Here is a 13,855-nt window from a genome sequence, read left to right as displayed (position 1 = left end):
ATCCTTCGGGATGGGTCCCTTTGTCTGCGCCGGCTACGGATGTGGGAAGCGGTCGAGGTTGTCCTCTACCCACAGGCGCAATGCGTCCAGCGGCCCGGCGGCGTCCACCCCGAGTTCCGTCAGTTGGTATTCGACGTGCAGCGGGACCGCCGGATAGACGGTACGGGTCAGCATCCCGGCTGTCTCCAACCGACGCAGAGTCGCCGTGAGGACTTTGGGGCTGATCCCGTCCAGCCGCACGCGGAGCTCTCCGAAACGCATCGGTCGATCGCGTAGGGCACCGATGACCAGGGCGCTCCACTTGTCGGCGAGGAGGTCGAGCATCCCTCGGCAGGGACACGACGCAGAGTAGGCGTCTCCGCGAGGGGACGGCAGTGACATGGCGCTGGCCTCGATGCTTTCTATTGGATACTAGGAGCCCTTGCGGGTAACTGGGGTCGCAGGGATACCTTAGCGCCATGGCGAGAAACATGACAGCACTGGTCGCGGTCGCCGCGAACTCCGTCGAGGACCCGAGCGCGTTCGCCGAGACGACGATGCCGGTGCCGGCCCCCCGTCCGCACGATCTCCTCGTCGAGGTCCGCGCGGTCTCGGTCAACCCGGTGGACACCAAAGTGCGTGCGGGATTGCGTGACTCCGATCCGCCGCGTGTTCTGGGATTCGACGCGGCGGGAACCGTCGTCGGGATCGGCGACGAGGTGTCGAGGTTTGCGGTCGGGGACGAGGTCTACTACGCCGGTTCGATCGGTCGGCCGGGAACGAATGCCGAGTTCCATCTGGTCGATGAGCGGATCGTCGGACGCAAACCGTCGTCCCTCGACTTCGGCGCGGCTGCCGCACTGCCGTTGACCACGATCACTGCCTGGGAGTCGTTGTTCGAGAAGCTGCGGGTCGATTCCGCGGACTCGGGAACGATCGTCGTGGTGGCGGGTGCCGGGGGCGTCGGCTCGATGGTCATACAGTTGGCCCGGAGCCTGACTGATCTCACCGTGATCGCAACCGCCTCACGGCCTGAGTCGCAGGAATGGGCGCGAGGGCTCGGGGCCCACCACGTCGTCGACCCGAGACGCCTGCGCGAGGACGTGCGGTCGTGCGCCCCGGGCGGCGTGGATTACATCTTCTCGCCCCACTCGGACGGGAATGTCGAGTCCTATGCCGACATCATGGGTGTACACGGTCAGGTCGTCGCCATTGACGAGCCGGAAGGTCTCGATACCCTCCCGCTGAAGCAGAGGAGCCAGAGTTGGCATTGGGAGTTGATGTTCTCCAAGCCGTTGTTCGCACCGGAAGACGACTCGCAACACCGGATCCTCGGCCGGGTCGCCGAACTCGTCGACGCCGGCAAGATCCGCAGCACTGTCAATCGTGAACTCTTGGGTTTCACGATCGACAATCTCCGTACAGCACACCAGGTCTCCGAATCCGGAGGGGCGATCGGCAAGGTGGTCCTCACACGCTGACCACTGCGGATGAGCAGGCGGACCTTCACCAGGTCGCGAGTAACTCCATGAGGTGTGCTTCGACGAGGGACGGCCGGGGTGTGCGAGGTCCGGGTCGTGGTGGCCGGTAGTCGATGACGTGGCTGGTTTTCAACCATGATCGGCGCGCGTCATGTGGGCGTGGCTCATCGCCGGACGTGGTGCGTCCGTGGATCTCTCGCCGCACCTGTGCCAGGTGGGCGTGCAACCGCCTGGGTATGTCGGGTCGGCGGTTGAGGTGTTCGGGGTTGGGCGGTGCGCCGGGTTCGGCGTTCAACCGCCACAGGCAGCGGCCTTCGTCGGGTCCGGATCGGGCGATGCGGGTGGTGTATTGGCCGGGCTGGTCGCCGACCATGCGGTTGTGACGGGGACAGGCCGGGGCGAGGTCGTCGATGTCGGTGAGACCGCCCTTGGCCCAGTCTCGTTCGGCGTGATGAAGCTCGATGTGGGTCGCGGGTTGATCGCACCCGGGTGCCGAACACACTTCCCCGTCGGGACGGGCGAAGGAGACCAGGCGTTGTTCGCGGGTGGCGAGTCGTTTCCCGCGCCCGAAGTGCAGGGGGACGGTGGTGGCGTCTTTGAAGATCGCGAGCCAGGGTTGCATGTCGGCGGCCATCGCGATCAGGTCCCGGATGGGCAGCAGGGTTCCGGTGGCGGTGGTGGCGAGTCCGGCTTCGCGGATCAGGTCGGAGAGGTCGGCTTTGATGATCAGTTGCACGGGCAGGCCGCGGTGCGACGTGCCGAGTGTTCCGTCGGCGAAACCTGCGGCGAGTGCAGCGTCGAGGGCATCGTGATTGGACTGGGCGAGGGTGCGGCCGTCGCGGTCGGCTGCGGTGGCCAGGGCGTCGGGGTCGGCGGTGCCGGCCGGTCCGCTGGGTGAGGCGGGGTCGTCGGGGTTGTTGAGTCCGGGTTTGCCCCACACGGCGAACATCATGGTGAGTCGGGCGGCGAGTGCGGGTGTCAGGGTGCCCGATATTTTGGCGGTGCCATCGGCGCGTTGCCGACCGATCCACAGGCCGCGGCGTCGTTTCTGGTCGGTGTCGTCTGACAGGGTGCCGTCGGGGTCGAGGTGGGCAAGCAGCCGCGCGCCGAGTTGGGTGATGTCGGCGGGCGTGTGGTCGGCGGCGATCTCGGCCATCTGTCGCTCGGCGGCGACCTTGATGTCGTGGTCGATGGTGCCCGGGATGCGGTCGAGGACGTCGAGGGTGGCCTGCACGTGCGCGGTGCCGACCGCGCCTTGTGCGAAAGCCTCGGCGAGGCAGGGGTATTCGGGTGGGAGGACCTCGCCGCCGAGGCTGGTGCGGTGGGCGGTAGCGTCCATCTGCTTGCGACGCCGCATCGGGTTCGACACTCGTAGCCGGTGTGTCATGAATTGCATGAGGGTCCGGCAGCCGGCCTTGCGGGGCAGATCACGAGCCTCGACCTGATCGATCTGCCGGTCACCGGCAACGGTCAGACGTGCGATGGCGCGTTCGGTGGCAGAGGCGACTTCAATCAGTTCTTCGTCGGTGCACGACGACAAGTCGACGGTCTGTAGTTCGTCGAGGTTCGCGTGTAGTTCGGCGACGAGTTCGGCCGCGCGGGACACGGGCGCGCCGTGGTCGGCGAGTGGTGCGGTGCTGGGCATGACGGTCACCTCCCCCGAGAACCGTTGCTGCGAATGTAGGTTCGAGTGTACACCAATCCAGACGTGTGGCAAGGCCAAACATACTGCTGTGCAATGCTATTCGTTGATGTCGACTTGTCGGTGTCGTGTGGTAGGGGCCTCGGACGGAAGCTCTTCCCGCGATGCACGCGGCGACCTGTCCGACAGGAACACCGCCCGCGGCTCAGCGCACGACCTCGCGGTGCCCGGCGTCGAGCCGGCGGGTCCAACCACGGGCATCCAGGTACTCCAGTAGCGGAATCACCACGCGCCGAGTGGTTTCGAGCGCCTGACGAGCGGCGCTGGTGGTGAACGGCTGATCGAGCGAGGCGAGGGTGCGCATCGCCAGGGCGGGGGCGGTCGGCAACAGCACGACGCCGTCGCGCAAACGGAGAATTCGGCCCGTGCGCTCGGCGGCGGCGAGTTCTCGGGCGCCCAGGCCGAGTGCGGCGAGGTCATCGGCCTCGGGTGCACGGAACGGATGGTCGGCGAGCCGGCGCTCCAGTGCGCGGATCGCGTCCTCGGCATCGCCCAGGGAGGGCACGTGACCCGGGACCGCCAGGTGCCCGTCGGACGACGACAGCTCGGCTTCCGAGATGACCGTCGCCAGCAGCGTCGTGTCCGGGAGCCCGAGCAGTGCGGGTGCGCCGGCCGCAGAGAGCCCGGCCGACAACGGGTCCCGTTGATGTAGTTCGCGGACGGCGGCGTGAAGCCGTTCCGCCCAGGCGGTGAGGGAGGTTTCGGCGACCCACCACTCGCCGATCACCCGTATGCCATGGGGAGCGGGCTCGGCGTCGTCGACCAGGCCGAGTCGCGTCAGATCGGTGACGCGCATCGCGCCACGCCGATGCACTTCTTCGGCGGCCCCGGCGTCGTCGGACATGGCCGCCAGCGAGGCCGCGCGTCGCGTCGCGTCGCCCCGTCGGGTCAGCGCCGGGGGATCGGGGTGCAGCACGACGCCGCCGCCGACGATACGTTGGCCGGGATCGCGCAGGACCAGCCGATCGCCCCGCGACATCGGCACGGCGCGCGCGAGGGTCACACGCGCGTGGTCGCCGTCGAAGGGGCGCAACCGGACCGGTAGCGCCGCTGTGCCGATGTGCGCGACGAGGTGTTCCGGTGCCTCCTCGAAGGACATTCCGCTCACGCGCCGGACATCAGCGACAGCAGAGGTGTGCCAGGCTCCGGGCGTCACGAGTGCGTCGCCACGCGAGACGTCGTCGACGCCGACGCCGCGCAGATTGATCGCGACTCGGCTGACCGGGGCCGCGGTGGTGAGAGTTGCACCCTCGCTCTGCAATCCACGGACATCGAGTCGTCGGCGGTCGTCAACGGTGAGCAGGTCCAGGGTGTCGCCGACCGCGATCGTCCCGGCGGCCAGGGTGCCGGTGACGACGGTGCCGGCGCCGGTGCGGGTGAAGACCCGGTCGATCCAGAACCGGACACGCCCCGAGGTCGACGGCGCTGATGTCCCGGCCAAGACGGCGTCGAGCCGTGTGCGCAGTTCGTCGATTCCGACGCGATCGGGCGCCGACACCACGACCGCCGGCGCATCGGAAAGGCCGGTGCGGCTGAGGCGATCACGCGACAGATCGATCACTTCACGAACGCGGTCGGGCGAGGCCCGGTCGGCTCGGGTGATGACCAGCAGCCCGTACTCGATGCCGAGGGCGGCGACGGCATCACGGTGGTCGTCGGACTGGGCGCTCCATCCCTCGTCCGCGGCGACGACGAACAGGACGACGGGCGCCGGGCCCAGGCCGGCCAGCATGTTCGGGATGAACCGCTCGTGGCCGGGGACGTCGACGAAGGCCACGTCGGCACCGGAAGGCAGTGTGGTCCAGGCGAAACCGAGGTCGATCGTCAGCCCGCGGCGTCGTTCCTCCTCCCATCGGTCCGGCTCGATCCCGGTCAGAGCACGCACCAGTGTGGACTTCCCGTGGTCCACGTGTCCGGCGGTGGCCACCACGTACTTCACGAGCGCGACTTCACGACGCGCCCAGAGCCTGTCGGATCGCGGCGAGTACCCGCACGTCGTCGGCTTCGGGAACGCAGCGCAGGTCCACCAGACACGCGTCGTCGTGAACGCGGGGTAGGACGGCCGGATCCCCGACGCGTAGGCGGGCGGCCGTTGCGACCGGAAGCCGCACCGCCCACCCCGGCAGCGGCACGCCGGGTGCGCCACCGCCACCCACCCGTCCGTCATGGGCGACGATCGGGAATCCGACTGCCGTGCCCAGGGATTCGGTACGCACGCGAAGTCTGTCGGGATCGGCGTGGAGGTACTCCCAGACGGGGGGTCGTGGGCCGCCGACGGTCGCCTCCATCGCGGCCAGTGCCAGCTTGTCCGCGCGAACGGCCCGTGCGAGTGGGTGTTTCGCGAGACGCTGAACGAGCGCTCCATCGCCGAGGAGGAGTCCGGCCTGTGGTCCGCCCAGGAGTTTGTCGCCGCTGGCGATGACGAGGTCGGCGCCGGATTCGAGTGTCGTGGTGGCGTCGGGTTCGTCGGGCAGCAGCGGGTCGGGTTGCAGGAGTCCGCTGCCGATGTCGGCGACGACGGGCACGCCGTGCGCCCGGGCGAGGCCGCGCAGCTCGGAGAGCGATGTCTCGCTGGTGAAGCCCTCGACCCGGAAGTTGCTCGGATGCACCTTGAGAATTGCTCCGACGTCGTCGTCGGTGAGGGCGTCGGCGTAGTCGCGTGCGTGGGTGCGGTTGGTGGTGCCGACCTCGTGTAACCGGGCGCCTGTCGACGCGATCAGCTCGGTGAGCCGGAAGCCTGCGCCGATCTCGATCATCTCGCCACGACTGATGACGACTGCACGCCCGGCCGCCAGGGCGGTCGTCGCCAGTACCAGTGCGGCCGCACCGTTGTTGACCATCAGCGCGTCTTCCGCTGCGGGACAGGCTCGTAGGAGAGCGGCGCGGGTGGCCGCCCCGCGCTTCGACCGGGTGCCGGACTCGAGATCGAGTTCCACGTCGACGTAACCCGACGCCGCGCCGACGGCGTCGAGCGCCGCGGGTGACAGCGGTGCCCGCCCGAGGTTCGTGTGCACGACGACCCCGGTGGCGTTGAGTACGGGGCGGACCGACGACGCATACGACGCGCTGACCGACTCGACGACGATCCGCTCGACGTCATCCGGCGGCGTCTCGCCGCGGCGGGCCGCGTCCTGGGCCTGGCGAATGATGTCGCGAATCGCGGTGTCGCCCAAACGTGCTCGCGCCGCGGACACCGCGGGCAGGGCCAACAGTGCGTCGGTCCGCGGGATCCGGCGGCGCGGATCGGTGACGGGGGGCTTCGACACGGCTCCTCGCTTCGCTCGTCACCGGCTCAGCCGGCGGGGGGTGGGCTCTCGCTTCGCTCGTCACCGGCTCAGCCGGCGGGGGTCACGGTCGACCCCCCTGGCGGAGGCGGACGGGAATCGAACCCGCCAGGCCGAGATACTCGACCTCCTCGGTTTTGAAGACCGGGGAGCCCACCAGGACCCATACGCCTCCACGCGGTCCCAACCTATCCGACGTGCGGCCGGGTCAGTCCTGCCGGTGTGGCCAATTGCCCTCGGTGATGAGTTCCTCGAAGTGGCGGATCAACTTCGGGTTGAGATCGTCGTCGACGGCGCGCTCAAAATCGCCGTCCCACTTCGCGAACCACTCCTCGTCGCGCTTCATTAGGAAGATCGGCCAGCCGTGGGTGATGTCGAGTTCGTCGGCGTAGAGGTCGGTCGACCCGTCCTCTCGCATGTACCAGTAGTCGTGACCGGATTCCCAGAACGCCTGCAGCTCGCCGGCCGTGACGTAGTACTCGCCGTCTGCTTGCCTCATGCGCCCGATGGTAGCGATCGCCGGAGGACCGTATCGGCGATTGCCGGAGGGCTACCCTCGACACGGTGACCGTGCGAAGCGAGACACCCATCCGACTGACCGGCTACGCCCACGGTGGTGGATGCGCGTGCAAGATCCCGCCGGGCGAGCTCGAGCAGGCGGTCGCGGGACTCACCGGCCAGCTCGGAGAGAACATCATCGTCGGGCTCGATGACGGAGACGACGCCGCGGCGGTGCGCATCCGCGACGACCTCGCGGTGCTCTCCACCGCCGACTTCTTCACCCCGGTCGTCGACGATCCGTACGACTGGGGCCGCATCGCCGCGGCCAACGCGCTGTCGGACATCTACGCCATGGGCGGCACCCCCGTCGTCGCGATCAACCTGGTCGGGTGGCCGCGGGAGGTGCTGCCGATGGAGCTGATGACCGAGGTGCTGCGCGGCGGTCTCGACGTCGGGGCGCAGGCCGCCTGTCCGGTGATCGGCGGGCACACCATCGACGATCCGGAACCCAAGTACGGCATGGCGGTGACCGGAGTGGCCGAACCCGGCCGGTTGTTGCGCAACGACGCGGCCGAGCCGGGGTTGCCCATCACCCTGACCAAGCCGATCGGCGTCGGACTGTTGAACAACCGGCACAAGCAGACGGGCGAGGTGTTCGAGGAGGCGATCGCCCTGATGACGACGCTCAATCGCGATGCGTCGATTGCTGCGGTCGCGGCCGGCGTCCGTGCGGCGACCGACGTGACCGGCTTCGGTCTGCTCGGGCATCTGCACAAACTGTGCCGCGCGTCGGGCGTCGGCGCGGTAGTCGACCGCGCTTCGGTGCCGGCCGTGAGCGGCGCGGACGAGGCGCTGCGCGACGGGTTCGTGTCGGGGGGTACCCGCCGCAACCTCGACTGGGTGCAGCCGCACCTCACGGTCGATTCCGGTGTCTCCGACGACGACCTGCTGTTCCTCGCGGACGCACAGACCTCGGGCGGGCTGCTCGTGGTCGGCGAGGTCCCGGGCTACCCGGTGATCGGCGAGACGGTGGCGGGGACGGGTATCCGGGTTCGCTGACTCGGTCGCCAGGACCCTTCGTGACGCGCCCTCCGCAAGCTCCGGGCGCTCCTCAGGGAGCGGGGGGGGGTGGGCCTTTGCCCTCCGCAAGCTCCGGGCGCTCCTCAGGGAGCGGGGGCCTGGCGGCCGTTGTGGACCACGAAAGAACACTCGTGAACGTCCGAAAAACATGCTCCCTGAGGTGCGAGCGAAGCGAGCCACGAAGGGTCACGCAACGTGTCTCACCAGGCCCTTCGTGGCTCGTCGCTTGCGCTCCTCGCACCTCAGGGAGCAGGGGTTATGCGCCCTCTTTCGGGTTAGGGAGCAGCAGGGGGCGGCGCACCTCAGGGGGCAGCGCTCAGGGCGCGGGCGGTCCGGTGGTGATCGAGTCGTCGGTGATTCCGGCGGCACGACGGGCCGCGAGGCGGCGCTTCTGCGGTTCGATCGTGTAGCGGGGGTTCTTGGCCGACTCGATGCCGGCGTCGAAGACGCCGAATCGCGTGCAGGCCGACGCGGCGAGCAGTGCGATTCCCGAGACGACCGCCAGGGGGCGGGAACGCCCGCTGAGCAACGCGCCCACTCCGCCGGCGACGGCGAGTCGCTCGCTCCAGCGCAGCAGGGTGCCGGCCTTGCCGTGGTGGAGCGGTTCGGCGGCGACCGGGTCCATCCGTCGCTCCGTGAGTCGCATCGCCACGAGGTCGCCGACCACGCCCAGCGCCGCGAGCGTCCGTGCCGGCCCGGCCTGACCGACCGGCGTGGTGACCAGCGCCAGCCCGCTCGACGCCAGACTCGCGGAACTGACGAACACGAACGGCAGGTCCCGGTGCATGGCGTTCCAGGTCGGCACGGCGGTATCGGAGAGCAGGACCGCGGTGTACACCGCGAGCGGCGGACCCGCCAGCCCGGCGGCCAACCCGGCGGGGGCCTCGACGGCGCGCAACACCGCACGAAGCGGCCCGAGCGGCAGCCGCGCACCGGTCATTCGGTCGACCTCGGCGACCGCCGCGACACCGAGTGCCCCGCTGAACGCCGACAGGATCCAGGAACCGACGCTCATCGGCGACGTCACCTTGAACGTGCGCAACATGTTGTAGAACCGGTCCGGCCGTCCGAGGTCGGCGACGAGCGCGATCCCGCCCAGACCCACGGCACCCAGACCACCGAGGCGGGCGTTGCGGCGCAACGCGTCCCGCCCGGTGAGCTGGGCCCCGGCGGCCAGGACGCCGGAGCCGCCGGCGACACCGCCGAGAAACAGGTAGGCGGCCACCTTCTCGTCCCAGGGTGGTGGCTTGACGACGGGATGCCCGTAATACGAGGTGAATTCGGCATCGGGCACCATCGACATCTCGCGGTTGCCGTCGCCCTGACCGAAACCTCCACCCGGCCTTCGCTTTCCGCCGCGGCCGAAACCCCGGCCGCGCCGCCGGGCCGGCTCCGGCGGACGGAAGGAGTCGAATTCCGACGAGGTCATCGGCCGCCCCGCAGGAACGAGAGTGCGGCGGCGGCCAGCATTCCGGCCGCCGCGATCCCGGCGCGCTTGTACATGGCCGGCAGGTCCGCGGTGCACACCCGCGGGTCCGGCGGCAGCCCGTAGACCTCGGGCTCGTCGAGCAGCAGGAACACCGATCCGGTGCCGCCGACACCGTCGTTCGGGTTGGCGCCGTAGAGCCGCGCCTCGGTCATGCCCTGCTCGTGCAGCGCGCGGACGCGGGCGTGCGCGTCGTCGACGAGGTCGTCGTGGTCGCCGAACTTGATCGACGTGGTCGGGCAGGTCTTCGCGCAAGCCGGTGTCTCGTCGTCGAGCAACCGGTCGTAGCAGAGCGTGCACTTCTGCGCGACACCGCGTTTGGTCACCTCGGGCTGCTCGCCCTTGCGTTCGCCGGAGCGGGTCGTCGGCGCGGCGGTGCCGTCGGCCCGGCGCTCGACGACGCCGAACGGACATCCGGCCACGCATGTCCCGCAGCCGTTGCAGACGTCGTCCTGGATCACGACGGTGCCGAACTCGGTGCGGAACAGCGCGCCCGTCGGACAGACGTCGAGGCACCCGGCGTGCGTGCAGTGCTTGCAGACGTCCGACGACATCAGCCAGCGGAACTCGGGGGTGTCGGGGACTTCGACTCGGCTCGTCGCTTCGCTCCTCGCCGGCTCAGCCGGCAGGGGAGAGGGCCTGGTCGGCAGAGACGAACGATCTTCAGGCGAGGAGCCGGGCATCGCGGGCATGCCCAGTCCGACGAGCGCACGCCCGGACTCGCGGGCCTCGGCGATGCGGTCGGAGTTCTGCTCGATGAAGGCGACGTGGCGCCAGGTGCTCGCGCCGAGGGCGACGGTGTTGTCGTACGACATCCCGGTGAGGGCGAGGTCGCCGTCGCGCGGGTTGCCGTTCCATTCCTTGCACGCCACCTCGCAGGCCTTGCAGCCGATGCAGATCGAGGTGTCGGTGAAGAACCCCTTGCGCTCCTCGTGGGTGTGCCAGTGCGCGTCGGCGCTGGGATCGGATGGCCCGGACAGCTGTCCCATCTACTCCTCCGCCTTCCCGGTGATGTGCTGATTGTCGGTCTCGACGGTGACCCCGGCCCGCTCCTGGTAGGCACGCACCAGGTCGAGCAGTGCCCGGCCTTGCGGCCGGCGCCCGGCGATGACGTCGCACGAGCCCACCTTGGACTCCTGGATCTGCACGTTCGGATCCAGTGTGACCCCGATCAGATCGTTGGCGGCGTCGCCGCTGACCACGGCGTCGGAACCCACGCCCCAGTGATAGGGGAGACCCACCTGATGCACCTGCCGGCCGTTGATGGTCAGCGGCATCATGCGGTCGGTCACCAGCACCCGCGCCTCGATCGCGGCGCGCGGCGACACGATCGTCGCCCAGCCCTCGTTGGTCAGGCCCCGCTCTTCGGCGAGTTCGGGTGAGATCTCGCAGAACATCTCCGGCTGCAGTTCCGACAGGTACGGCGTCCAGCGGCTCATGCCACCTGCGGTGTGGTGCTCGGTGAGGCGGTACGTCGTGAACACGAACGGGTACACCTCGGAACCGGGGCTCTCGCCGCTGGGTGCGTCGAGATTGTCCGTGCGGGGGAACAGGACTCGCGATGGCGACTGCTGTTGGGGGTACAGCGCGTTGACCACCGGGGATTCCTGCGGTTCGTAGTGCGTCGGCAACGGGCCGTCGACCAGTCCGCGCGGGGCGTAGAGCCAGCCCTTCCCGTCGGCCTGCATGACGAACGGGTCGTCGCCGCACAGGGCTTCGACGCCGCCGACCGACGGGTCGGGACGGGCATCGGGTGCCAGGTCGACCGGGAAGTCGGGCACGTCGGGACCGACCCACCGCCCGGCGTCGGCGTCCCATTCCATGTACCGCTTGCGTTCGCTCCACGGCCGGCCGTCGGGGTCGGCCGACGCGCGGTTGTAGAGGATTCGACGATCCGCCGGCCACACCCAGCCCCACTCGTGCTGGGTGACGCCCCCACCGCCCTGTGGGACCCGGCGTGCGGCCAGGTTCGACGGCCCGTCGGTGTCCGCGCCGGTGTAGACCCCGGTGTAGATCCAGCATCCGCCCGCGGTCGAGCCGTCGCGTCTCATCTGGGTGTAGGACGTGAGGTTCGTGCCGGCGTCTTCGCCGGTCACGTGGTAGCCGTTGATCTCCGACAGCACCGCTTCGGGGTCGGGGTTGCCGTGGTCGTCGAGGGGATAGTCCCAGGTGACGTCGAGCAGTGGGCGGTCACGTTCGTCGGTCGACCCGGCGAGGCGTTCGCGGATGCGCCGCCCGAGTTCGTAGAAGAAGTCCATCTCGCTCTGGCACTGACCCGGTGGCTCGACCGCCTGGTGGCGCCACTGCACCATGCGCTGGGTCTGCGTGAACGAGCCGGCCTTCTCCACATGCGTGGCCGCGGGGAGGAAGAACACCTCGGTGGCGATGTCCTCGGTGCGCAGCTCGCCGGACTCGATCTCCGGGCCCTCCTTCCACCAGGTGGCCGTCTCGATCATGTTGAGGTCGCGGACGACGAGCCATTTGAGGTGCGACATCGCCATCCGCGCCTGGCGCCCGTTGGCCGATCCGACCGCCGGATTCTGGCCGAGGACGAAGTAACCGTCGACCTTGTCGGCGAGCATGTCGACCGTCGTCTGGAAGGTCCCGGCGGGCCCGGTGAGCCGGGGCAGGTAGTCGTAACACCAGTCGTTCTCGGCGGTTGCGGCGTCGCCGAACCACGCCTTGAGAAGACTCACCATGTAGTCCTCGGCGTTGGCCCAGAAACCCTTCTCGGCCTTCGACGTGATCGCGTCGATGTAGTCGGCGAAGGTGTCGTGCTTGCCCGCCGAGGGCATCGGCAGGTAGCCGGGCAGCAGGTTGAACAGCGTCGGGATGTCGGTGGACCCCTGGATGCTCGCGTGTCCGCGGAGGGCCATGATGCCGCCGCCGGGGCGCCCGACGTTGCCGAGCAGGAGTTGCAGGACCGACGCGGCGCGGATGAACTGCGCGCCGAAAGTGTGCTGGGTCCAGCCGGTCGCGTACCCGAAGCACGTGGTGCGCTCGCGGCCGGAGTTGTCGGTGACGGCCCGGGCCAGATACTCGAAGTCGCGCACCGAGATCCCGCACATGTCGCGCACCATCTCGGGTGTGTAGCGCGAGTAGTGACGCTTGACGATCTGGAACACGCTGCGCGGGTGTCCCAGGGTGTCGTCGCGCAGGGTCGCCCCGTGCTCCAGCGGCGGCCCGCCGGAGCCATGCTCGTGCCCCACCGCGCGGTCCTTCACCCGCGGCCCGTCGTCCGGGTGGCCGGGCGACTCGACCTTGCCGTCCTCGCTGTCGCGGCCACCGTCGTCGGAGTGGGCGGACGGTTCCTCGTAAGCCCAACTGGTGGTGTCGTATTCGCCGGTCTCCGGGTCGAAGCCGGAGAACAGGCCGTCCAGATCCTCGGTGTCGCGGAAGTCCGCGGCGATCAGGGTGGCGGCGTTCGTGTACGCGACGACGTACTCGCGAAAGTACTTCTCGTGCGTGATGGCGTAGTTGATCAGCGCACCGAGCAGGACGACGTCAGAGCCGGCCCGGATGGAGATGTGCCGGTCGGCCACCGCAGAGGTACGGGTGAAACGCGGATCGACGTGAATGATCGTCGCGCCCTTGGCCTTCGCCTCCGACACCCACTGGAAACCCACCGGGTGCGCCTCGGCCATGTTGCCGCCCATGAGAACGATGCAATCGGCGTTGGCCATGTCCTGCAGTGATTGCGTGGCGCCGCCGCGTCCGAACGAGGCCCCCAGACCGGGAACCGTGGCGGAGTGTCATATGCGGGCCTGGTTCTCGATCTGGATCGCGCCCGCCGCGGTGAAGAGCTTCTTGATCAGATAGTTCTCTTCGTTGTCGAGGGTGGCACCGCCGAGCGAGGCGACACCGGTGGTCCGCCGGAGCAGCCGGCCCTCGTCGTCGCGGTCCTGCCAGCCACGGCGTCGGGCCTCGAGGAAACGGTCGGCGATCATGTCGATCGCGGTGTCGCGATCCAGGTCCTGCCATTCGGTCGCGTATGGGGCCCGATAGCGGATGGAGGTCTGCCGCATCGGGTTGTTGACCAACTGCTCGCTCGACGCGCCCTTGGGACAGAGGCGCCCGCGGGAGATCGGGGAGTCCGGGTCGCCCTCGATCTGGACCACCCGCTCGTCCTTGACGTACACCTTCTGCCCGCAACCCACCGCGCAGAACGGGCACACGCTCTGGACCACACGGTCCGCGGTGGCGGTGCGCGGTTCGATGCCGCGTGTCTTCGCCGACGTGACCGCCGGTCCGCGTCCGAAGACGTCGCCCGACCGCAACTGGCGGAACACCGGCCATTCGAGGGGGCTGAAGGCTGGCACCCGTCCGAGTCTAGACCTCTTCG

The 13,855-nt window shown here is 69.3% G+C and carries 10 protein-coding genes and 1 tRNA gene; 2 read left to right on the top strand and 9 right to left on the bottom strand.

The genetic code is table 11. The annotated features are described in order from the left end of the window. Nucleotides 1-33: 33 nt before the first annotated feature. Nucleotides 34-324, bottom strand: coding sequence for a helix-turn-helix domain-containing protein (locus B1818_RS10645; RefSeq protein ID WP_078112700.1), 291 nt, complete (start codon nucleotides 322-324; stop codon nucleotides 34-36). A 134-nt stretch (nucleotides 325-458) separates the two neighbouring features. Between B1818_RS10645 and B1818_RS10640 the strand changes: the two genes are divergently transcribed. Then, nucleotides 459-1,460, top strand: coding sequence for a zinc-binding alcohol dehydrogenase family protein (locus tag B1818_RS10640; RefSeq protein ID WP_242697043.1), 1,002 nt, complete (start codon nucleotides 459-461; stop codon nucleotides 1,458-1,460). Between the two features lie 25 nt (nucleotides 1,461-1,485). On the opposite strand, the gene B1818_RS10635 is transcribed toward B1818_RS10640, so the two are convergent. The 5 genes from B1818_RS10635 to B1818_RS10615 form a co-directional block, all read right to left on the bottom strand. Next, on the bottom strand, nucleotides 1,486-3,105 hold the full coding sequence (locus B1818_RS10635; RefSeq protein WP_078112757.1) for an HNH endonuclease signature motif containing protein: 1,620 nt from the start codon (nucleotides 3,103-3,105) through the stop codon (nucleotides 1,486-1,488). A gap of 202 nt (nucleotides 3,106-3,307) precedes the next feature. Continuing rightward, nucleotides 3,308-5,101, bottom strand: coding sequence for a selenocysteine-specific translation elongation factor (gene selB / locus B1818_RS10630; protein WP_078112698.1), 1,794 nt, complete (start codon nucleotides 5,099-5,101; stop codon nucleotides 3,308-3,310). Nucleotides 5,102-5,111: 10 nt separating this feature from the next. Then, nucleotides 5,112-6,428 carry an L-seryl-tRNA(Sec) selenium transferase gene (gene selA, locus B1818_RS10625; protein ID WP_078112697.1) on the bottom strand — a complete coding sequence of 439 codons (1,317 nt, stop codon included), beginning with the start codon at nucleotides 6,426-6,428 and terminating at the stop codon, nucleotides 5,112-5,114. Between the two features lie 98 nt (nucleotides 6,429-6,526). Continuing rightward, a tRNA-Sec gene (locus tag B1818_RS10620) sits at nucleotides 6,527-6,621 on the bottom strand. Nucleotides 6,622-6,654: 33 nt separating this feature from the next. Beyond that, nucleotides 6,655-6,945, bottom strand: coding sequence for a hypothetical protein (locus tag B1818_RS10615; protein WP_078112696.1), 291 nt, complete (start codon nucleotides 6,943-6,945; stop codon nucleotides 6,655-6,657). A gap of 65 nt (nucleotides 6,946-7,010) precedes the next feature. On the opposite strand from B1818_RS10615, the gene selD reads away from it, so the two are divergent. After that, complete coding sequence (selD, locus tag B1818_RS10610) at nucleotides 7,011-8,006, top strand: selenide, water dikinase SelD (protein WP_078112695.1); 996 nt, start codon at nucleotides 7,011-7,013, stop codon at nucleotides 8,004-8,006. Nucleotides 8,007-8,343: 337 nt separating this feature from the next. Here the strand turns inward: selD and nrfD are convergent, their stop codons facing one another. The 3 genes from nrfD to fdh are packed head-to-tail and all read right to left on the bottom strand — an operon-like array spanning nucleotide 8,344 to nucleotide 13,832. Beyond that, nucleotides 8,344-9,456, bottom strand: a complete 1,113-nt coding sequence (gene nrfD, locus B1818_RS10605; protein WP_078112694.1) for an NrfD/PsrC family molybdoenzyme membrane anchor subunit — start codon at nucleotides 9,454-9,456, stop codon at nucleotides 8,344-8,346. After that, nucleotides 9,453-10,502: a 4Fe-4S dicluster domain-containing protein gene (locus B1818_RS10600; RefSeq protein ID WP_078112693.1), complete on the bottom strand. Its 1,050-nt coding sequence runs from the start codon at nucleotides 10,500-10,502 to the stop codon at nucleotides 9,453-9,455. The genes nrfD and B1818_RS10600 overlap by 4 nt, the downstream gene beginning before the upstream one ends. Then, the gene (fdh, locus tag B1818_RS10595) at nucleotides 10,503-13,832 is read right to left on the bottom strand and encodes a formate dehydrogenase (RefSeq protein WP_254859635.1); all 3,330 of its coding nucleotides are present in this window, start codon (nucleotides 13,830-13,832) and stop codon (nucleotides 10,503-10,505) included. It abuts the gene before it with no gap. Nucleotides 13,833-13,855: the final 23 nt, after the last annotated feature.

The organism is Gordonia sp. IITR100, from assembly GCF_002009645.1.
GTDB classification, from domain to species: domain Bacteria; phylum Actinomycetota; class Actinomycetes; order Mycobacteriales; family Mycobacteriaceae; genus Gordonia; species Gordonia hongkongensis.
This window is presented reverse-complemented; position numbering and strand designations above follow the sequence as displayed.